The sequence below is a fragment of the Burkholderia crassaminum genome (genome assembly GCF_964265005.1).
Lineage (GTDB): Bacteria > Pseudomonadota > Gammaproteobacteria > Burkholderiales > Burkholderiaceae > Burkholderia.
Genome location: NZ_OZ183800.1, coordinates 3,543,174 through 3,563,148, shown reverse-complemented (window position 1 = coordinate 3,563,148; position 19,975 = coordinate 3,543,174). Strand labels below are relative to the sequence as shown.

The following is a 19,975-nucleotide window of genomic DNA, read 5'->3' as shown; positions in this document are numbered from 1 at the left end:
TCATGACAGCAACTCCGAAGCGGCAATCGATCGTGCCGGCTGCGTTCCAGCCGTGGTACGACGCGTACCACTTCTCGCCGGCGACGCGCGTCGGCGACACGATCTGGGTGTCGGGCCAGGTCGGCCTCGACGCGCAGATGCAGCCGGCCGACGGCGTGCAGGCCCAGGCGCGGATCGCGTTCGAGTGCCTGAAGGCGATCCTCGAGGAAGCCGGCGCGAGCCTCGCCGATGTCGTCGAGCTCACGACTTTCCACACGGATCTGCAATGCGAGACCGAAGGCTTCGCGGCGGTCAAGGACGTGTATTTCCCCGACCGTTACCCGTCGTGGACAGCGGTCGGCGTCACGCAACTGGCGCTGCCGGGGCTGTGCGTCGAGATTCGCGCGGTGGCGGTGGCCGGCTCCGGCAAGGGCTGACGGAAGGCACGAGGGTTTTTCGCGGGATTTGCGTTCCATATGAATCGCAGTCCTGACAAAAAAGTAACGGGATAGCAGTCGATTGGCACGAGGCCGGCCGGGGACCCCGGCCGGCCTCGATCAGGGCGCGACGTCATCGTCGATTGACGACGACGATCGAAACAAATGCGTTTCGTCCGGGATGGGCGAGCGAAGGCGGAGCAGGAAGGAGAACTATGATGAAGAAGCATCGTTTCTGGACCACGTCCGCGATCGCGGCCGCTGCATGTGTCGCGATCGGCACCGCCGTCGCGGCGGACGACCTGACACCGGCCGGCGCCGACCGTTCGGCGAGCAAGGACGGCGCGGTGCCGGCTTATGCGGGCAAGCAGTCGCCCGACGCCGGCTGGGAGTGGGGCAAGGTACGCGGCGATTTCTGGAAGCATCGCAACGAGAAGCCGCTCTATTCGATCGACGCGGCGAACGTCGACAAGTATGCGGACAAGCTGTCGCCCGGCCAGGTCGCGCTGATCAAGCAGAAGAAGGGCTACCGGATGGACGTCTACCCGTCCCACCGCGAATGCCAGTTGCCGGATGCCGCCGAGCAGAACTCGAAGGCGAACCTCACGGCCGCGAAGCTGGATGCGAGCGGCGAGAACCTCGCCGCGGCCGCGTTGCCGGGCGTGCCGTTCCCGCAACCGAAGAACGGCATCGAAGCGATCCTGAACTACGAGATGCGTTATCGCGGCGAAGGCGTCGAATGGGCGCAGGTCGCCACGAGCATTTCGCCGCGCCCCGGCAGCAGCGAATGGATCGACGCGGTCGGCCCGCAGACGTTCTATTTCCCGTCGGCCAAGCTCGGCAAGACCTCGCCGCAGGAGGTCGACCAGTTGAGCGCCGCCGTTTATTTCCAGATGAACTCGCCGGCCGCGCTGGCCGGGCAGGCCTTCGTTCAGCGGCAGTACTTCAACAAGGATTCGGAAACCTACTACTACTTCCCGGGACAGCGCCGCGTGCGACGCATGCCGGCCTATACGCATGACGCGCCGTTGATCGGCTTCGAGAACCAGTACCTGATCGACGAGGCCAACATGATCAACGGCTCGCTCGACCGGTTCAACTGGAAGCTGGTCGGCAAGAAGGAAATGCTCGTCCCGTACAACGCGTTCGGCATGTACCGGTTCAAGAGCAAGCTGCACGACGTCGCGACGCCCGACGGCCTCGCCGCGGCGAACCGTCGCTACGAGACGCATCGCGTGTGGGTCGTCGAAGCGACGCTGAAGCCGAGCGCGCGGCACGTCGCGTCGAAGAAGGTGTTCTATCTCGACGAAGACAGCTGGCTCGCGCTCGTCGGCGAGGACTACGACGCGCAGGGCAAGTTGTGGAAGGTGCGGGAAAGCTACCCGATTCCGGTATGGGAGCTTGGTGGCACCTGCGACAACGAACCGCTCGCGCAGTACGACATGATCAATGGCCGCTATGTGTTCGATGCGTCGTCGATCGGTCAGGGCAAGGACATTCGCTGGTTCGGTCAGGCCGACGATCCGCGCTTCAAGCAGGATTTCTACACGGCGGAATCGCTGCGCTCGGTCAGCGAACGTTGACGGTGACCGGCTGACGGATACAAGGACCGGCGCGCGCAACGATCGTGCGCCGGCATCGAACAGGGGCGGAGGTGGATCATGGAACCGGCAAGATTGCTAAGGAATGCTACGGTATCGGTCGCGATGGCGGGCGCCGCGACGTCGAGCGCGTACGCGTATGACTTCACGTTGAACGGCGGGGCCCTGCAGGGCTCGTGGGTGTCGAACCTCACGGCCGGCGCCGGTATTCGCACCAAAAACCCGAGCTGCTCGCTCACCGGCGACCCGAACGCCTTTGGCTGCGGCGCGGGCGCGAACACCAACCAGTGGGGCTATGCGGACAACGGCGACCTGAACTATCGCAGGGGCCAACCGTTCAGCACCTACATCAGCGCGACCAGCGAGCTGCTGCTGAAGATGCCGAGCGAGGGGTTGAAGTTCATGGTGCGCGGTACCGGCATGTACGACTTCATGGCCAAGAACACGAACCGCACGCCGTTGTCGAGCACGGCCGCCGCGCAGGTCGTCTACAACGCGCAGCTGCTCGACCTGTGGGCGCAGAAGGATTTCACGATCGGCGGGCGCAACGCGCACGTGCGGCTCGGCAACCAGGTGATCAACTGGGGCGAGAGCATGTTCGCGCAGAGCGGCATCAACGCGACGAACTCCATCGACACACAAAAGCTGCTGATTCCCGGCTCGCAGCTCAAGCAGGCGCTGCTGCCCGCGCCGATGGTGAGCCTGGCAGCCGACCTGTCGCACGGGTTCAGCACCGAGGCGTACTACCAGTTCCAGTGGAACGGCAACCGCTATCCGCCGGTCGGCTCGTACTGGTCGGTGACGAACGGTTTCGGCCGCGGCGCGGAGCCGTTCACGATCAACACGAACAACCTGAACGTGACCGGCCCGAGCGCCGGCACGATCGCGAACGCGATCGGCGGATCGGGTGCGGCGGGCAACCAGGACACGCTCAATGCGATCAAGAACGGGCTCGTGAACGGCGCCTACGCCGGGCCGCCGTTCAACGACATCGGCCTGCCGAGCACGACGAACCTGCCGGCGAAATACCGGCCGCAGTTCGGCGTGAAGTTCAACTATTCGCCGCGCTCGTTCGACGCGAACTTCGCGTTCTACTACCTGAACTACACCGACAAGTCGCCGGTGCTCGCGTCGCTCGCGAACGGCACCGAGCAATGGTCGTATCTCGGCCGGCGCCAGTTGTTCGGCGTCAGCGCGAACTTCGGCGTCGGCCCGTGGGCGATCGGCACCGAACTGTCGTACCGGCCGCGCGATGCGGTCGCGCTGTCGAGCTGCTACGGCGCGGGCGGCCCGCTCGACCTGAACACGAACGGCGTGGCCGGCGTGGACTGCCCGCAATGGGTCGACAAGAAGAAGTTCCAGTACGACATCAACGGGCTGCTCGCGCTCACGCGCAGCGAGTATCCGTTCCTGAAACTGCTCGGCGCCGATTCGGCCGCGCTGACGTGGGAACTGACGTGGATCTACTACCCGGGGCTGAGCCCGAGCGGCGTCACGCGCACGGTCGGCGGCCAGACCGTCACGCAGGTGCCGCAGACCGGCTACCTGCCGTGGCTGAACAACGGGTCGGCTGCCGGCTATCCGATCGGGATGGGCCAGGGTACGTCGAGCTCGGTGGGCGCGACGATCGACTTCAACTGGACCTATGACGGCACGCTGATTCCCGGCTGGCAGGTCACGCCGGGCCTGACGTTCAGCACCGGCCTGTACGGCTACACACCGACCTTCACCGCGAATTACATGCAGGGTGCGAAGTCGCTGAACGTCTACGTGCTGTTCAACCAGAACCCGCCGAACTGGCAGGCCGGCATCAACTTCACTTCGTTCTGGGGCGGTCACAACACGGTGGGCCAGCCTTATGCGGACCGCAATTTCGTCGGCTTGTTCGTCACGCGGAATTTCTGACGGCGGCGGGTGGCAGGTGGCAGGTGGGCCACCGCAATACATGAAGGGGTAACGTCGTGCTCAATCGTCTGGTCAGTCGCCTGGAAAGGCTTTTCTTCGGTCACCGCGCGATCGTACTCGCGGCGATCGCGTTGTTCACCGTCGCGATGGCCGTGTTCGCCGTGCAACTGCGCATGGATGCCGGCTTCGAAAAGCAGATGCCGATCGGGCACGAGTACATCCGCACGTTCCAGCAATACCGGAACGACCTGCTCGGCGCGAACCGGATCACGGTGGTCGTGCGTGCGAGGCACGGGTCGATCTGGTCGAAGCAGGGGCTGACGCGGCTGTACGACGTCACGCAGGCCGTCACGTACCTGCCGAACGTCGACCGGATCGGCGTGCGCTCGTTGTGGACGCCGAACGCGTTCGTCAACGAAGTGACCGACGAAGGGTTTCGCGCCGAGCCGATCATTCCCGGCACGGTCACGCCCGACCAGTTGACGCCCGACATCGTCGCGCGCGTGCGCCGCGCGACGACGCTCGGCGGCTACGTCGGCACGCTCGTGTCTCACGGCGAGGACAGCGCGATGATCACGGCCGAGCTGAACGAGCGCGACAGCGCCGGCAAGGTGCTCGACTACGTGGCATTCAATCACCTGCTCGAGGAGAAGATCCGCAAGCGGTTCGAGGATGCCGGCTACGACGTCCAGATCATCGGCTTCGCGAAACAGATCGGCGATATCGCCGACGGCGCGACGGCCGTGCTCGGCTTCTGCGCGGTCGCGCTGCTGCTGACGACGCTCGCGGTGTACTGGTATTGCCATTCGGTGCGCTTCACGGTGCTGCTGGTCGCGTGCTCGCTGACGTCGCTCGTATGGCAGTTCGGCACCCTGAAGCTGCTCGGCTTCGGCCTCGATCCGCTCGCGGTGCTCGTGCCGTTCCTCGTGTTCGCGATCGGCGTGTCGCATGGCGTGCAGCAGGTGAACTTCATCGTCCGCGAGATCGCGCACGGGCAGAGTTCGTTCGATGCGGCGCGCCACAGCTTCAGCGGCCTGCTGATCCCCGGCGTGCTCGCGCTGATCACCGCGTTCGTGTCGTTCATCACGCTGTTGCTGATTCCGATTCCGATGGTGCGCGAGCTGGCGATCACCGCGTCGCTCGGCGTGGCCTACAAGATCGTCACGAACCTGATCCTGCTGCCCGTCGCGGCATCGTGCTTCAACTTCACGAAAACCTATGCGGACAACTCGCTGAAGCGCGCGCAGCAGCGTGCGAAGCCGCTGCGCGTGCTCGCACGCGTGGCGGAGCCGAAGTACTCGGGCGTCACCGTCGCGCTGACGGTGGCGATCTTCGCGCTCGCCGCGTGGCAAAGCCGCGATCGCGTGATCGGCACGCTGCAGCCGGGTGCGCCGGAGCTGCGCGCGGACGCGCGCTTCAACCGCGACGCGACGTCGATCGCCGGCAACTACGACATGGGCCTCGACTGGCTGACGGTGGCGATCGAATCGACCGGCAAGGCGTGCGACAACCCGGCGGTCGGCCTGTATGAGGACGACTTCTCGGCCGCGATGAAGACCGAGCCTGGCGTCGTATCGGTGCAGTCGTACTCGGCGATGCTGCGCGCGTACAACCAGGGCTACAACGAGGACTTCCCGAAGATGAACGTCGTGCCGATCGCCGCCGAGAACTACGGCGCGGTGTCGGTCGACGTGTCGCGCTTGAAGGGCTTCATGAGCCGCGACTGCGGGATGACGGCCGTGCACCTGTTCCTGACCGATCACAAGGCGACGACGATCAACCGCATCCTCGACGACGTGAAGCAGTACCGCGCGTCGCATCCGTTCCCGGGCATCACGGTGCGGCTCGCCGCAGGCAACGCGGGCGTGCTCGCCGCGACGAACGACGAAGTCGAGAAGAGCGAGCTGCCGATGATGCTCTACGTGTATGCGGCGATCCTGGTCCTCGTGTTCCTGGCCTATCGCGACTGGCGCGCGATGCTCGCCTGTTGCGTGCCGCTGTCGGTCGCGACGTTCATCGGCTACTGGTTCATGAAGGAGCTGCAGATCGGGCTGACCGTCGCGACGTTGCCGGTGATGGTGCTGGCAGTCGGCATCGGCGTCGATTACGCGTTCTACATCTACAACCGGCTGCAGGTGCATCTCGCGGGCGGGCAGGACATCGTGAAGGCCGTGCGGCACGCGATGCTCGAAGTGGGCGTGGCCACGATCTTCACCGCGATCACGCTGGCGATCGGCGTCGCGACGTGGAGCTTCTCGGCGCTCAAGTTCCAGGCCGACATGGGCAAGCTGCTCGCGTTCATGTTCATCGTGAACCTGGTGATGGCGATGACCGCGCTGCCCGCGCTCGCGTCGCTGCTCGAACGCTGGTTCCCGCGCCGCAAGCCGGCCCGCGCGCCGGGCCTGTTCAGCCACTGAAGTTGACGCACATCCCGACGGAGATCTAGTCATGGTCAAGACCTTTGCTGTGTGCGGCGCACTTTGCCTCGTGGCGACAGGCTTCGCACGCTTCCATGAAACGGTTGCGCAACAGCCCGCGCCGGCCCGCGCGTTCGCAACCAACGCGCAACGCGTCAGCGTGCGCCACGCCACGGGCGGCGAACCGGCCGTGGCCCCGTCGTCGAACGACGGCGACGCCGGACGTCAGGCGGCGGCCGCGCAGGTTGCCGACAAGCCGCCCGTCATCGCGCTCGGCGTCGCGCATGCCGGCTGGTCGGTGCTGTTCAGCCACTGATGCCCGCGCACACCCCTACGGAGGTTCATCCATGATCAAGACGCTCATTGCCTGTACCGCGCTGTGCGCCGCCGCGGCGGCCTTCGCGCAACCTCAGGACGGAACGGTGGCGGCCTGGGCCACGAAGCCCGCGCATGCGTGGGCCGCGCCGACGCACCGGATGCTGATGGATGCGGCGCGCGTCGGATCGCGGATCGTCGCGGTCGGTGAGCACGGCATCGTGCTGCTGTCCGACGACGACGGCAAGACCTGGCGGCAGGCGCGACGCGTGCCGGTTGCGGCGACGCTGTCGGCCGTGTCGTTCGCGGATGCGAAGCACGGCTGGGCCGTCGGCCAGTGGGGCGCGATTCTCGCGACCGACGACGGCGGCGACACGTGGGTCACGCAGCGGCTCGATACGTCGGTCGACCAGCCGCTGTTCTCGGTGCTGTTCACGAACGCGCGGGACGGGATTGCCGTCGGCCTGTGGTCGCTGATGCTGCAGACGCACGACGGCGGCAAGACGTGGGCGCGCACGACGCTGCCGAAGCCGCCGGGCGGCGGCAAGGCCGACCGCAATCTCTATCACGCGTTTGCCGATGCCGCACAGGCGCTCTACGTCGTGTCCGAACAGGGGATGGTGCTCAAGTCGGCCGACGGTGGCGCGAACTGGGTCTATCTGCCAACGGGCGGCAAGGGCACGTTGTGGTCGGGCGTCGCGATGCCGGACGGCCGGATCGTGGTCGGCGGGCTGCTCGGCAGCCTGTTCGAGAGCCACGACGGCGGCACGACATGGACCGCGCTGAATACCGGCGCGCACAGCTCGATCACCGATCTCGTCGCGACCGGCGGCGGGCTGGTCGGCGTCGGGCTCGACGGACTGACGTTCACGCAGCGCGTCGCGGGCGGCCCGTTCGACGTCGCGCAGCGCGCGGATCGCGCGACGCTCACCGCCGCGCTGATCGACGCGCGCGGCAAGCCGGTGCTGTTTTCGCAGGACGGCGTGCTGGCCGCGCCGTGAGTTGAATCCGAAAAAAGGAAGGATGGAGTACGCAAGATGAAAAGCAAGGACAAGCCGGACATGCAGGCCCGACGACGGATATTGCGCGTCGCGGCCGCGAGCGCCGCGTCGCTCGCCGCCGGCGAGGTGTCGTTCGCCGAAGGCGCGGCGCCGGCAGCCGCCGATCGCGGCGTGTTCGACGTCGTCATCATCGGCGCCGGGCTCGCGGGGCTGACCGCCGCGCGCGACCTGCAGCGCGCCGGATGCGAATCGTTCGTCGTGGTCGAGGCGCGCGATCGCGTCGGCGGGCGGACCTACAACCACGATCTCGGGCACGGCGTGGTGTCCGAAGCCGGCGGCCAGTGGATCGGCCCGGGGCAGACGGCGATCGCCGACCTCGCCCGCGAACTCGGCGTCGATACGTTCCCGACCTATTACGCGGGCAAGACCGTCGTGCTGGCCGGCGACGCGCGCGTCGCCCAGGATTTCCACGGCGGCTCGGGCGGCGACGACGCGCTCGGCGCGAAGCTCGGCGCACTCGCCCGCGGCGTGCCGTCGCGCGAGCCGTGGACCGCGCAGCACGCGGCGGAACTCGACAAGCTGACCTACGGCGACTGGCTGCGCAAGCAGGGCGTGACTTATGAAGACGGCTACTTTCTCGGCCTCGCGGCGAAGCTGTCGCTCGGCGGCGCGCCGGCCCAGCTCGGGCTGCTGCACTACCTGTCGATGATCAACAGCGCCGATTGCGACTACGCGAAGCTCGAATCGACCAAGGGCGGCGCACAGGAAACGCGTTTCGTCGGCGGCTCGCAGGTGTTGAGCATGCGGATGGCAAGCGAACTCGGCGCGTCGAAGGTGCAACTGTCCTGCCCGGTGCGCAAGATCTCGGGCTGGGATCGCGACGTGGTCGACGTGCAGACCGATCGCGGCGTGCTGCGCGCGCGGCGGGTGATCGTCGCGCTCAATCCGGCGCTGTGCCAGCAGATCGTGTTCGATCCGCCGCTGCCGGACGGCCGCGCGCAGTTGCAGCGGAACTGGCCGGCGAATGCGCCGATGCGCAAGACGGTGCACGTGTACGACCGGCCGTTCTGGCGCGACGACGGCTACAACGGACAGATCTTCGAGGTCGGCGGCCCGGTGTTCATGGCGTACGACAACTCGCCGCCGGACGGCTCGGTCGGCGTGCTCGCCGCGTTCGTCGCGCCGGGCGCGCTGCCGGCCGAGCCGAAGGCCGCCGAGCGGACGCTGTCGGCCATTTTTGCGCGCGCGCTCGGCGACAAGGCGCTGCATCCGACGCAGTTCCACGACTACGACTGGGGCCGCGTCGATCCGTGGACGCTGCAGTGCATCCACCCGTTGCCGCCCGGGTTCTGGACAAAATGGGGCAAGTTCCTGCGCCCGGAAGCCGGCCGGCTGATCTGGTCGGGCACCGAGACGGCCGACCTGTGGGCCGGCGCGATGGACGGCGCGGTGCGCTCCGGACACCGCGCGGCGTTGCAGGCGCTCGGCAAACTGGCCGGCCGCGGACGGGAGGCCTGAATGAAACGAACCTGGATGATCGGCGCGGCGCTCGTGATCGCGGGCGTGGCGGCAGCCGGCACGCTGTACGGACCCGACCTCGTCGACGGCATGCGTTACCAGAAGTCGATGGCCGCGATCGGCGAAGCCGACAAGGTCAACGGCGGCGCGTGGCCGCGGCCGCAGGAGACGTGTTTCTTCTGCCACGGCGTGCACGGGCAGTCGCAGAACGCGTGGTATCCGTCGCTGTCCGGCCAGCCGGCCACGTATATCGCCGCGCAACTGCGCGCGTTCGCCACGGACCAGCGCCGCAACGCGTATATGGGGCCGCTTTCGCGCGAACTCGACGACGCGAAGATCGCCGCGCTGGCGACCTATTTCGCGCGGCAGGCGCCGGCGCGCAACGAGGCCGTGCCGGCCGACGCGGCGCTCGACAAGCGGGGCATGGCGCTCGTGGAGGCGCGAAGCTGCCGCGCGTGTCACGGCGCGGCGCTGACCGGCAAGGATCCGGCGCCGCGCCTCGCCGGCCAAGGGCAGCTTTACCTGGAAACGCAACTGGCGGCGTTCCGCTCGGGCGAGCGGCACGATCCGACCGGCGCGATGAACGCGCTGGCCGCGACGTTGTCGGGCGACGACACGCGTGCGGTTGCGCACTATCTGGCCGGCCTGTCGCCGGACGGAGCGGCGAAGTGATGTGCGAAACGCGCCAGGCCCGGGAATACCCTGCCTTTTTCTTTACGCTTTACTTTGTCATAGTGACCTAAGATTGGCAATGTGTTCTACAAAAGAACGCGCTGGATACGAAGCAGCAGTACCCGACCTCGAACCGAACCGGTTCTCGACAATTCACGTTTCAGGAGACAAGCATGGCTAAGCACCCCGTCGTCGTTTATGGCGCAAGCGGTTACACCGGCATGTTGATCATGGACTGGCTGATCGACCAGAACATCCCGTTCACGGCGGTCGCGCGCAATGCGGGCCGCGCGAAGGAAATGATGGCGCAGCGCGTCGTGCGGCTCGAATCCGCGCAATACGAAATCATCGAGGCGGAGCACGACGTCGATGCGCTCGTGAAGGCTTTCCGCGGGGCGAAGGTGGTGTGCAACACGGTCGGGCCGTTCTCGAGCTTCGGGCTCGTCGGCGTCGAGGCCGCGCTGAAGGCCGGCTGTCACCACCTCGATACGACCGGCGAACAGTCGTATATCCGTGCGGTGCGAGACGAATTCGGTGAGCAGTATCGCCAGGCCGGCCTGCTGGTGTCGTCGTCGAACGCGTACATGTACACGTTCGCCGAGATCGCCGCCGAGCTCGCGCTCGAAACGCCGGGCATCGATGCGCTGGAGACGGCCACGCTGACGCGCGGCCCGCGCGGCGCGGCCGGCGTGAGCATCGGCTCGACCGCGACGATCTTCGACGGCGCGCGCCACGAGTCCTGCTACCTGTGGGAGAAGGCGCTCGTGCCGCACGCCGCGGACGCGTCGTTCACCGTCGCGACGCCGGAGCTGATGCAGCCGGTGTTCTGCCTGCCGTGGGGCGGCACGTCGCTGCCCGTCTATTTCGAGCACGATGCGCGCGTGCGCAGCTGCATCTCGTGCGTGGGCTTCTACGACAACAACGTGATGAAGCTGGTGCACCAGTTCGGACAGAAGTGGGAAGCCGAATACAAGCACCTGCCGCGTGAACAGCAGGACGAAGTGCTGAAGCAGGTCGTCGCGTCGACCACGCCGACGATGCCGCCGCGCGAGCGCACGACGATCCAGCGCAGCGTCGATGTCGCGATCGGCCGCGGCCAGCTCGCGGCGGTGCGCGCGACCGTGCACGGCGTCACGCCGTACATCTCGACGGGCGCGATTCACGCGGCCGGCGTGCTCAAGCTGCTCGACGGCGATACCGCGCGCACCGGCTTCGCGTCCGGCTCGAAGGCATTCGGCCATCGCTACCTGCTCGGCTTCCTCGAACAGCGCGGACTCGCGCGCGCGACGGTCACGCAACTGTGACGGCCGCCGCCGCACCGGACCAGACCCAACGGAACTTGTGACATGGCCATTATCGATTTCTACGACCGCGGCTGGCGGCTCAATCCCGACGGCATCGCGTACATCCAGGACGATCGCAACTACACGTTCCAGGAGATCGGCGAGTTGTCGTGCCGCATCGCCAACGGCTTGCTCGCCGCCGGCTTCGCGAAGGAGGCGAAGGCGGCGGTGTGGGCCGACAACGACGTGATCGGCTGGAGCTGCGCGCTCGGGATGTGGCGCGCCGGGCTCGCGTACATCCCGGTGAACGGCCGCAACGCGGTGGCCGAGAACCAGTACGTGCTCGATGCGTTCGACTGCGAAGTGCTGTTCTTCCATCAGGCATTCGCGGCCGCGATCGATGCGCTGCGGCCGAGCCTGCCGAAGATCCGGCTGTGGGTGTGCCTCGACGCCGACCTGCCGTGGGCACCGTCGCTGGCTTCGTGGAGCGAGCACCAGCCGGCGACGCCGCCGGCCGTCGATTACGCGATGGACGACGTCGTCGCGCTGTCGGCCACGGGCGGCACGACGGGCGCGCCGAAGGGCGTGATGAACACGCATCGTTCGCTGCAAACGTACTTCGCGCAATTCATGATCGCGATGACGTACGACGATGCGCGCCCCGTGAATCTCGCCGCGGCACCGATGACGCACACGGCCGGCATGATGTCGCTGCCGTGCACCGCGCGCGGCGGCACGGTGGTCGTGCTGCCGAAGCCGGACCCGGCGCTGCTGCTCGGTGCGATCGTCAAGCACCGCGTGACCGAGTTCTTCCTGCCGCCCACCGTGATCTACCGGCTGCTCGACATCCCCGGCATCGAGCAGGTCGACTTCTCGTCGCTGCGCTATTTCCTGTACGGCGCCGCGCCGATGTCGGTCGAGAAACTCAAGCGCGCGATCGACGTGTTCGGCCCGGTGATGACGGGCGGCTATGGGCAGACCGAGGCGCCCGCGTCGATCTCGTACCTGACGCCGGCCGAGCACTTTGTCGACGGCAAGCTCGCGTCCGACACACGGCTCGCGTCGGTCGGCCGCCCGAACCCGCTGGTGCGCGTCGAGATCGTCGGCGAGTGCGGCGAGCTGCTGAAGCAGGGCGAGACCGGCGAGATCTGCGTACGCGGCGACCTCGTGATGAAGGGCTACTACCGCGCGCCGGACAAGACGGCCGAGACGATCGTCGACGGCTGGCTGCACACCGGCGACATCGGCCATCTCGATCGCGACGGCTATCTGCACATCACCGACCGCAAGAAGGACATGATCATCAGCGGCGGCTTCAACGTCTATCCGAGCGAGATCGAGCAGGTGATCTGGGCGCATCCGGCCGTGCAGGATTGCGCGGTGATCGGCGTGCCCGACGACAAATGGGGCGAGGCCGTGAAGGCCGTGGTCGAACTCAATGCCGGGCAGCAGGTGAGCGCGGAAGAGCTCGTCGCGCTGTGCAAGGAGAAGCTCGGCTCGGTGAAGGCGCCCAAGAGCGTGGACTTCGTCGCGGCGCTGCCGCGCAGCACGGCCGGCAAGGTGCTGAAGAAGGACCTGCGCGAACAGTACTGGCAGGGTCAGCAACGCAGGATCTGAACCTGCTTCATATGGATTCCATACGATGAGCAACATCTACATCGCCGGTATCGCGATGACCGTGTTCGGCCGGCATCTCGACCGCAGCCTCGACGATCTGGCGAGAGAGGCGCTGCAACGCGCATTGCGGGACGCAGGTTGCCACGCCGATGCAATTCGCGCCGCGTTCTATGCGGGCATCACGAACGGCCCGCTGCAGGGGCAGTTGTCGATTCCCGGCCAGGTCGTGTTCAGCAAGATCGGCCTCGAAGGCATTCCGGTGTTCAACGTCGAGAACGCGTGCGCATCCGGCAGTACGGCCGTGCACCTCGCCGTGCGCGAACTGCAGTCGGGCGCGTGCGACGTCGCGCTCGCGCTCGGCGCGGAAAAGATGAACGTCGCGGACAAGGCGAAATCGTTCGCGCTGTTCGAGGCCGGCTGGGACGTATCGCGCGTCGACGAGAATTTCGCGACGCTCGCGCGGCTCGGCGAAGGGATCGAGCTGCCGCCCGGCTCGGAGTCCGAGCGCCCGTACAGCCGCTTCATGAAGATCTACGCGGCGATGTGCCGGCACCACATGCACACGTACGGCACGACGCAGCGGCAGATCGCCGCCGTGTCGGCGAAGAACCACGGGCATTCGGTGCACAACCCGTATTCGCAGTTCCGCCAGCCGTTCACGATCGACGAGGTGCTGGCGGCCGCGCCGATCACGTACCCGATCACGCTGCCGATGTGCGCGCCGCTGTCGGACGGCGCGGCGGCCGCGATTCTATGCACGGAGGAAGGGCTGGAGCGCATCGGCGCCGATCGCAGCCGCTGCATCCGGATCGCCGCGAGCGTGATCCGCAGCTTCACGCGGCGTCGCATCGACGAGCCGCACAAGCACATCGGCCGGCTCGCCGCGTTGCAGGCATACGAGCAGGCCGGCGTGGGGCCGGAGGACATGGACGTGGCCGAAGTGCACGACGCGTCGGCGATGGGCGAAATCATCCAGGCCGAGAACCTCGGCTTCGTGCCGCTCGGCGAAGGCGGTCCGGCCGCCGAGCGCGGCGAGTTCACGCTCGGCGGGCGCATCCCGATCAACACGTCGGGCGGCCTCGAATCGAAGGGCCATCCGCTCGGCGCGACCGGCATCGGGCAGTTGTACGAGCTGGTCACGCAGTTGCGCGGCGAAGCGGGTGCGCGGCAGGTGGACGGCGCGCGTCATGCGATCCAGGAAAACGGCGGCGGCTTGCAGGGCGTCGAAGAGGCCGCGTTGGCGATTCACATTCTCAGCAAGGACTGACGGAGGCGGACATGGGCGACGCACACGGCGCAATCGCGCTCGGGCAGGGAGCGCAGGCAGGGCAGACGACGCGACAGGCGTCGGGCGGGGTCGGCGCGGCGGCGTCGATGCAGGCGGCGGGCGCCGACGCGGCCGGGCCGCTCGCGCGCTGGGGCGAGGAAATGCGCGCCGACGCCGCGTTGCGGAAGTATCGTCCCGTCGGCGGCTGGATCGACGCGCCCGAGCGCGCGCAACCTGAGCTTGAAGGCGACATGCAGGCGGACGTGATCGTCGTCGGCGCAGGCTTCGCCGGTCTGTCCACCGCGCTGGAACTCGCGGCGCGCGGCGCGAGCGTCGTCGTGCTCGAACGCGAATTCGCGGGCTTCGGCGCGAGCGGGCGCAACGCCGGCTATCTCGCCGGCGGCCAGGGACTCGAATACGAGCTGTTTCTCAAGCGGGTCGGCCACGAACAGGCCAAGCGGATCGTCGGTTTCTACGACGAGGGCGTCACATACGTCGAACGCAAGCTCGTCGAATACGCGATCGACTGCGACTACCGTGCGTCGGGCATCATTCGCGCGGGCGTGCATCCGTCGCAGGAGAAGCGCCTGCGCGAAAGCATGGCCACCGGCATCGAACTCGGCTCGCCCGCGCAGTTTCTCGATGGCGCGGCGATGCGCGAACGCGGCATTCCGCCGGCCTTCCTGTTCGGCGCATACGTGCCGGGCGGCGGCACGCTCGATCCCGGCAAGTACGTGACGGGCTTGCGGCGCGCGGCGCTCGCGGCCGGCGTGAAGCTGTACGAGAACACCGCGCTGCTCGATTTCGACGCGGGCGAGACGGTGCGCGTGCGCACCGCACGCGGCAGCGCGAGTGCACCGATGCTGGTGCTCGCGACCAATGCGTACACGCCGCAGCTCGGCCTGCTCGGCGACAAGGTGATGCCGCTGCGCGTGTCGGCGCTCGAAACCGAGCCGCTGTCCGATGCGCAGCTCGCGGCACTCGGCTGGCCGGATCGAGAAGGAATCGTCACGTCGCACCTGACGATGGAGAGCCATCGCCTGACCGCGCGCAACACGCTGCTGCTGACGACCAAGCGGTTGCATTACGTGTACGGCTCGCAAACGCCGAACGTGCCGGACGAGGACGCGTATCGCGCGCTGCTGAAGACGCTGCACGTGCGCTTTCCGCAACTCGGCGACGTGCCGGTGCGCGCATGCTGGAGCGGCTACATCTCGTTCGCGGGAGACGCGTTGCCGGTGGTCGGCGCGGCCGGCGCGCACGGCAACGTGTTCTACACGGCCGGGTGTTCGGGGCATGGCGTCGGCACGCAATCGCTGATCGGGCGCGTGCTGGCCGAGCGCATTCACGATGGACGATCGCCGCTGCTCGACACGTTGACGCACAAGACGCCGTCGGTGCCGCCCGAGCCGCTGCGATGGTGTGCGATGACCGCGATGCTCGGCGTCGCGAACCTGCTCGACGAACGCGTGAACCGCAAGGTGCGGCCGGTATAGCGGCGCGTGCGATCGTCGCGACACGCCAACGTGCATCCGGCTGGCCCGCCCGATGGAAGGGCGGCTCGATGGAAAATGCAGCGCGCATCGGGTATAGTCGTTGGCGCTCCGTAAGGCAAGGAGTGTCCATTCGGCGAAGCCGAAACGCCATCTTCACGACGAACACGATGACAGTGTCCAACGAGCAGCGCAGCCCCCGAAAGCGGCGCACTTCGACTGCCACCGCCGCAGCGAGCAATACCGACGGCTTGCGGGCGCAAGGCCTGCGCACGCGCAACACGATCATTCGCGTCGCACGCAAGCTGCTGCTCGAAGGCGGCCCGCTTGAATTCTCGCAGCGCGCGGTTGCCGCGGCCGCGGGGATCAGCGTCAGCAATCTGCAGTACTACTTCCCGACCCGGATCGCCGTGTTGCGGGCCGTCATCGAGCCGGTCATCCAGGCGTATCTCGACGACATGAAGCGCGCGATCAGCAGCGATGCGTCGCCGCGCGACGTGTTCGAAGAGATCATGCAGCGCTCGGTTTCCGATGCGAAGGATGCCAAGTACAACGCACTGTTCCGGCATTTGCTGTCGTTTGCGGCCACCGATGCCGAGTGTTTCAAGCTCTACGACGAGTGGTACGCGACGCTCACGCGAGACCTCGCGCAACTGCTGCGCGCCGTCAATCCGGCATTCAGCGCGGCCGATAGCCGGCATGCGGCGACGATGCTGATCGCGCTGGCCGACGGCCTCGCGATGCAGTACGGCACCGGTCGACAGACGCAGGCGCTCGATGCGTATTTCATCGCGACGTCGCGCGCGATCGCCTACGGCACGCTGACGGCGCCCGCGGCTAAATAGCGGTGCGATCCGCCGCTGCGGCCATGCGCACCGAGACAGGGGAATACCCTGTCTTTTTTTTGCTTCCTATGTTTGTCATGATGACCTATGTTTGGTATGTATTACTAGATGTGGGATGACCGGGCGCGTCCGCTGCCGGGTCGACATGATTCGAGTCCAGGAGGAGAACGGAGATGATTCGTCTGAACAAGTCCGCGGCGCTGCCCGTGGTCGGCTTGACCGGCTTCGAGACGCCGCTGAGCGAAGAGGAAAGCGCAATCCAGCACACGGTTCATCGTTTTGCGCGCGACGTGCTGCGGCCGATCGGCCGCGAGCTCGACCGGATGACGGCGGAGGACGTGATCGCCCCGGGCTCGCCGTACTGGGCCGCGATGGTCGAGAGCGCCAAGCTCGGGCTCGATCCGCAGCTGATCGCGCAGTTTCCGCCGGAAACGGCCGTGCGCATCGAGTCGCTGATCGGCGAGGAGCTCGGCTGGGGCGATTCGGGCCTTGCCGTGTCGATCGGCGCGGCCACGATGCCGTTGATGATGGCGCACACGGTCGGCAACGCCGAACTCGTCGAGATGTGCGCGGGCAAGGTCGGCTGCTGGATGAACACGCAGCCCGATCGCGGCTCGGACGCGGCGATCCTGTATCGGCAGGAACTCGCCGGGAACGGTCGGCAGCCGGTCGGCAACGTGACCGCGAAGGTCGGCGCCGACGAGATCGTGATCAACGGGCAAAGCTCGGCCTGGATCTCGAACGGCTCGGTCGCGCAGGTCGCGCTCGCGTACATGGCGGCCGACTACGGCGACGGCTTCTACGGCGAAGGCGAGCGCAGCGCGTTCACGAACGGCATCGCGATGATCCTGCCGCTCGATCTGCCCGGCGTGTCGCGCGGCAAGCCGCTCGACAAGATCGGCCAGCGCTCGCTGCCGCAAGGCGAAATCTATTTCGACAACGTGAAGGTACCGAAGCGCTTCGCAGTCGCGCTGAAGGACGACTATCTCGGCAACCTTGCGTCGACGTGGTCGTATGCGGGCACGCACATGTGCCAGGTGTTCGTCGGCGCGGCGCGGGCCGCGTTCGAACTGGCGCTCGCGTATTGCCACGAGCGCAAGCAGGGCGGCGCGCTGCTGATTGATCACCAGATGACGCACCTGCGCATCGGCGAGATGCTGCGTCGGCTCGAGATGGCGCGCGCGATCGCGCGCCGCAGCCTCGCGTTCTCGCGGATGTCGCCGCAGAGTCATCCCTATGCGACCGCGCAGGCGAAGGTCAGCGTGACCGAGGAAGCGATGAAGATCACGCACGAGGCGTTCCAGCTGTTCGGCGGCAACGGCACCACGCGCGAATTCCCGATCGAGAAGCTGTTCCGCGACGTGCGTTCGGCGCTGATCGAGGACGGCGAGAACTACGTACTCGCGTCGCGCCTCGGCGTGCTGGCCGGACAGCTTTATCAGAATGGATGGGCGCGTGAGTAAGGCCGTCCGATAGGCCAGGGCGTGCGCCGGATCGGCAGGGGTACGCGTTGCCCATTGCAGGCATGCGCCGCATGCAGCGTCATCGTCTACGATCTTCGATTCAAACCGCCAGGATCTATACGAACGAAACAGCTCCCGGCGATGCGGCTTTGTCAATCATCGCTGGGAGTTGCGCAATTCAGGCGCCGACTAATCCACCTAGGAGCGCGTGACTACTCTTGTTCATGATGTTCGAGTGTGTCCGAAGCGCACAGTCTCGAGCGGCTCTACTGTCAACGAGAACGAAAAGGAAAACGCCCGCTCTGCGGGCGGGCGTTTGAAGAGTTGGGGCAGGAAACGTACTGCGGAACAACGTCCAAGCCAGTATGCCCCGCACCCTGTTTCTTGTCGCCGGCCCTAGACCGGCTGAAGCATAAGGGTAGCCGCAATTTTACAGACTCACAACAGGCGCCCACTGCCTTATCCGGTGGCGCCTGTCTCAAGCGACGTGATATAGCGGAGCAAGTCGTCTGTACGTCCCTCCGAAATAAGCTGTTCGGCAGTCTTGTAGTCAAAGGGTGGCAAGGGCTCATTGCGATACCAGAAGAGAGAGCTCGGCACGTCACCGGAGACGTCGGTTGCAGCACGGATGATCCGAAGTGCGTCCCGAAGGAACTTCTGCACACTCTCCGATCCTGACAGGCGGCCAATTGTGTTGCGATGTACATTGACGAGCCGCGCCAGCGTCTGCATATCGATATGCAGAGCGGCCGCGAAACGCCTGGCCGAGATGATCGGATCGGGGCTGTCTGGATCTCGCATAGACGCCATGAATTGCATGAAATCGCTGGGCGGTGCCGAATTGCAGGTGATGTCGGATCCCATGAGCGCCGCCCTTTCTTGGGTTCCGTTGTGCGCGTAAGTCACTGATTTTAAAAAACATCTAGAGCGATCTGCGATCAAGGGCCAATTTTTCTGCAAATTTTATAGGGAAAGATCACCTTTTCTGCCACTTTTCAGCAGCGAAATTCGCAGAAAAGATGGCCAAGTCCTTGATTTGCATGGACCGCAGAGGCCACCTTTTTTGCCAACCTACAGCAAAAAAGCGACCTCTTTTGCGGCACTTGATCGGGTCTATTGAGTCGCGCGGTTCAATAGCAATGCAGCTCCGGCTTGAAATCTCCGCCGCGGATAGTCGGCCTAGAAGTACGACGATTCTTGCAGGTCGAATTTGCAACTAGTGGGCAGCGCGAGATCGACGATCCGCCGATTTCCGCAAGCGCGAGGTGCTGCCCAGCATGCTTAAGAGAACGGATCAATCGCCACCACGCTTGCAGGGATCTATAAGCGCTTGTCGTTATTCTCGAAAAGTAAGGATGTCGAAGTTTGAGGAGATGAATATCGATACGGATGGTATTCATGCCGAGACGTCGTGATCAACGGCCTGCCAGATGCGCCATACCTCCCGATCGCACCAGTGTCGCCAGGTCTCGACAGCTTCGTCTGCTAATCCCGCACGCCCTGCGCGGAGCTCATGAAGTTGACGCTGATCCGTGCACCTTCGATTTCCGGTTCCTTGGGCACACAGTGCACCCAGTCCTGCTGGGCGCGCCCGCCCATCACCACCAAGTCTCCGGACGACGGTTTAAAGGCAACGGAGCGGCCGCCCTTGATCGGCTTGATCAAAAACCGGCGGGTCGTGCCGAGCGTCAGGACGGGGACGATGCAGTTCAGCTTCCGGCAGGAGCCGTGATCGCGGTGCCAGCCTGTACTGTCTTGCCCGTTGCGATAGAGGTTCATCCACAGGCCGTCATATTCCACACCGTAGTGACGCGATAGCGCACGGACGGCCTGCAGCACGCGCGCATCGGGCACATCGGCAACATGCTTGTAGACCGCCGTCATGCGTGGTTCGCGGAACACCTTGTTGAACATGCGTCGATCGTGCTCGAGCCACGGGACGCTGTTGCGCAACTGCTCGTAGAGCAGCGACGCCCCCGAAATCCATCCGGGCACGATCTCGATCCAGGAATGCGCGTCGAGATCGAAACGCCTTGCCGATCGAAAAGACTCGTCCATCGAGAATTCGGCGTCACTGCTTCCGAACAGGTCGCTCTGAGCAGGTACTGTGCCCATGATCCGTGTGATTGAATTCATCGTGCAAATTGATCGCTTCCGGTGGT

The 19,975-nt window shown here is 66.0% G+C and carries 16 protein-coding genes; 14 read left to right on the top strand and 2 right to left on the bottom strand.

Annotation, left to right across the window (positions count from 1 at the left end):
- The first annotated feature begins 2 nt into the window (after window positions 1–2).
- The 14 genes from ACPTTF_RS33085 to ACPTTF_RS33020 all read left to right on the top strand — a co-directional run bounded on the left by ACPTTF_RS33085 (window position 3) and on the right by ACPTTF_RS33020 (window position 17,813).
- A complete protein-coding gene (locus ACPTTF_RS33085; RefSeq protein WP_113044810.1) occupies window positions 3–416 on the top strand; it encodes a RidA family protein in 414 nt (137 codons plus the stop codon).
- Window positions 417–631: 215 nt separating this feature from the next.
- Window positions 632–1,999, top strand: coding sequence for a DUF1329 domain-containing protein (locus tag ACPTTF_RS33080; protein WP_027790173.1), 1,368 nt, complete (start codon window positions 632–634; stop codon window positions 1,997–1,999).
- Between the two features lie 78 nt (window positions 2,000–2,077).
- Window positions 2,078–3,922, top strand: coding sequence for a DUF1302 domain-containing protein (locus ACPTTF_RS33075; RefSeq protein ID WP_262543181.1), 1,845 nt, complete (start codon window positions 2,078–2,080; stop codon window positions 3,920–3,922).
- 56 nt (window positions 3,923–3,978) lie between these two features.
- Window positions 3,979–6,339 (top strand): efflux RND transporter permease subunit, encoded by a 2,361-nt coding sequence (locus tag ACPTTF_RS33070; protein ID WP_423369817.1) that lies wholly within the window; start codon window positions 3,979–3,981, stop codon window positions 6,337–6,339.
- A gap of 31 nt (window positions 6,340–6,370) precedes the next feature.
- Window positions 6,371–6,655, top strand: a complete 285-nt coding sequence (locus ACPTTF_RS33065; RefSeq protein ID WP_027790170.1) for a hypothetical protein — start codon at window positions 6,371–6,373, stop codon at window positions 6,653–6,655.
- 31 nt (window positions 6,656–6,686) lie between these two features.
- The gene (locus tag ACPTTF_RS33060; protein ID WP_423369816.1) at window positions 6,687–7,655 is read left to right on the top strand and encodes a WD40/YVTN/BNR-like repeat-containing protein; all 969 of its coding nucleotides are present in this window, start codon (window positions 6,687–6,689) and stop codon (window positions 7,653–7,655) included.
- A gap of 36 nt (window positions 7,656–7,691) precedes the next feature.
- Window positions 7,692–9,173, top strand: coding sequence for a flavin monoamine oxidase family protein (locus tag ACPTTF_RS33055; RefSeq protein ID WP_174413331.1), 1,482 nt, complete (start codon window positions 7,692–7,694; stop codon window positions 9,171–9,173).
- The gene (locus ACPTTF_RS33050) at window positions 9,174–9,845 is read left to right on the top strand and encodes a c-type cytochrome (protein ID WP_113044804.1); all 672 of its coding nucleotides are present in this window, start codon (window positions 9,174–9,176) and stop codon (window positions 9,843–9,845) included. It begins immediately after the preceding gene.
- A 173-nt stretch (window positions 9,846–10,018) separates the two neighbouring features.
- Entirely contained in the window at window positions 10,019–11,149 is a 1,131-nt protein-coding gene (locus tag ACPTTF_RS33045) for a saccharopine dehydrogenase family protein (RefSeq protein ID WP_027790166.1), read from the top strand.
- A gap of 42 nt (window positions 11,150–11,191) precedes the next feature.
- The gene (locus ACPTTF_RS33040) at window positions 11,192–12,745 is read left to right on the top strand and encodes an AMP-binding protein (RefSeq protein ID WP_027790165.1); all 1,554 of its coding nucleotides are present in this window, start codon (window positions 11,192–11,194) and stop codon (window positions 12,743–12,745) included.
- A gap of 25 nt (window positions 12,746–12,770) precedes the next feature.
- Window positions 12,771–14,012 carry a thiolase family protein gene (locus ACPTTF_RS33035; protein WP_126368284.1) on the top strand — a complete coding sequence of 414 codons (1,242 nt, stop codon included), beginning with the start codon at window positions 12,771–12,773 and terminating at the stop codon, window positions 14,010–14,012.
- Window positions 14,013–14,023: 11 nt separating this feature from the next.
- The gene (locus tag ACPTTF_RS33030; RefSeq protein ID WP_226118060.1) at window positions 14,024–15,508 is read left to right on the top strand and encodes an NAD(P)/FAD-dependent oxidoreductase; all 1,485 of its coding nucleotides are present in this window, start codon (window positions 14,024–14,026) and stop codon (window positions 15,506–15,508) included.
- 167 nt (window positions 15,509–15,675) lie between these two features.
- Window positions 15,676–16,350, top strand: a complete 675-nt coding sequence (locus ACPTTF_RS33025) for a TetR/AcrR family transcriptional regulator (RefSeq protein ID WP_423369815.1) — start codon at window positions 15,676–15,678, stop codon at window positions 16,348–16,350.
- Between the two features lie 173 nt (window positions 16,351–16,523).
- Entirely contained in the window at window positions 16,524–17,813 is a 1,290-nt protein-coding gene (locus ACPTTF_RS33020; protein WP_423369814.1) for an acyl-CoA dehydrogenase family protein, read from the top strand.
- 459 nt (window positions 17,814–18,272) lie between these two features.
- Here ACPTTF_RS33020 and ACPTTF_RS33015 read toward each other — a convergent pair whose 3' ends face one another.
- Complete coding sequence (locus ACPTTF_RS33015; RefSeq protein WP_423369813.1) at window positions 18,273–18,677, bottom strand: DUF2384 domain-containing protein; 405 nt, start codon at window positions 18,675–18,677, stop codon at window positions 18,273–18,275.
- A gap of 621 nt (window positions 18,678–19,298) precedes the next feature.
- A complete protein-coding gene (locus ACPTTF_RS33010; RefSeq protein WP_423369812.1) occupies window positions 19,299–19,949 on the bottom strand; it encodes an alpha-ketoglutarate-dependent dioxygenase AlkB in 651 nt (216 codons plus the stop codon).
- Window positions 19,950–19,975: the final 26 nt, after the last annotated feature.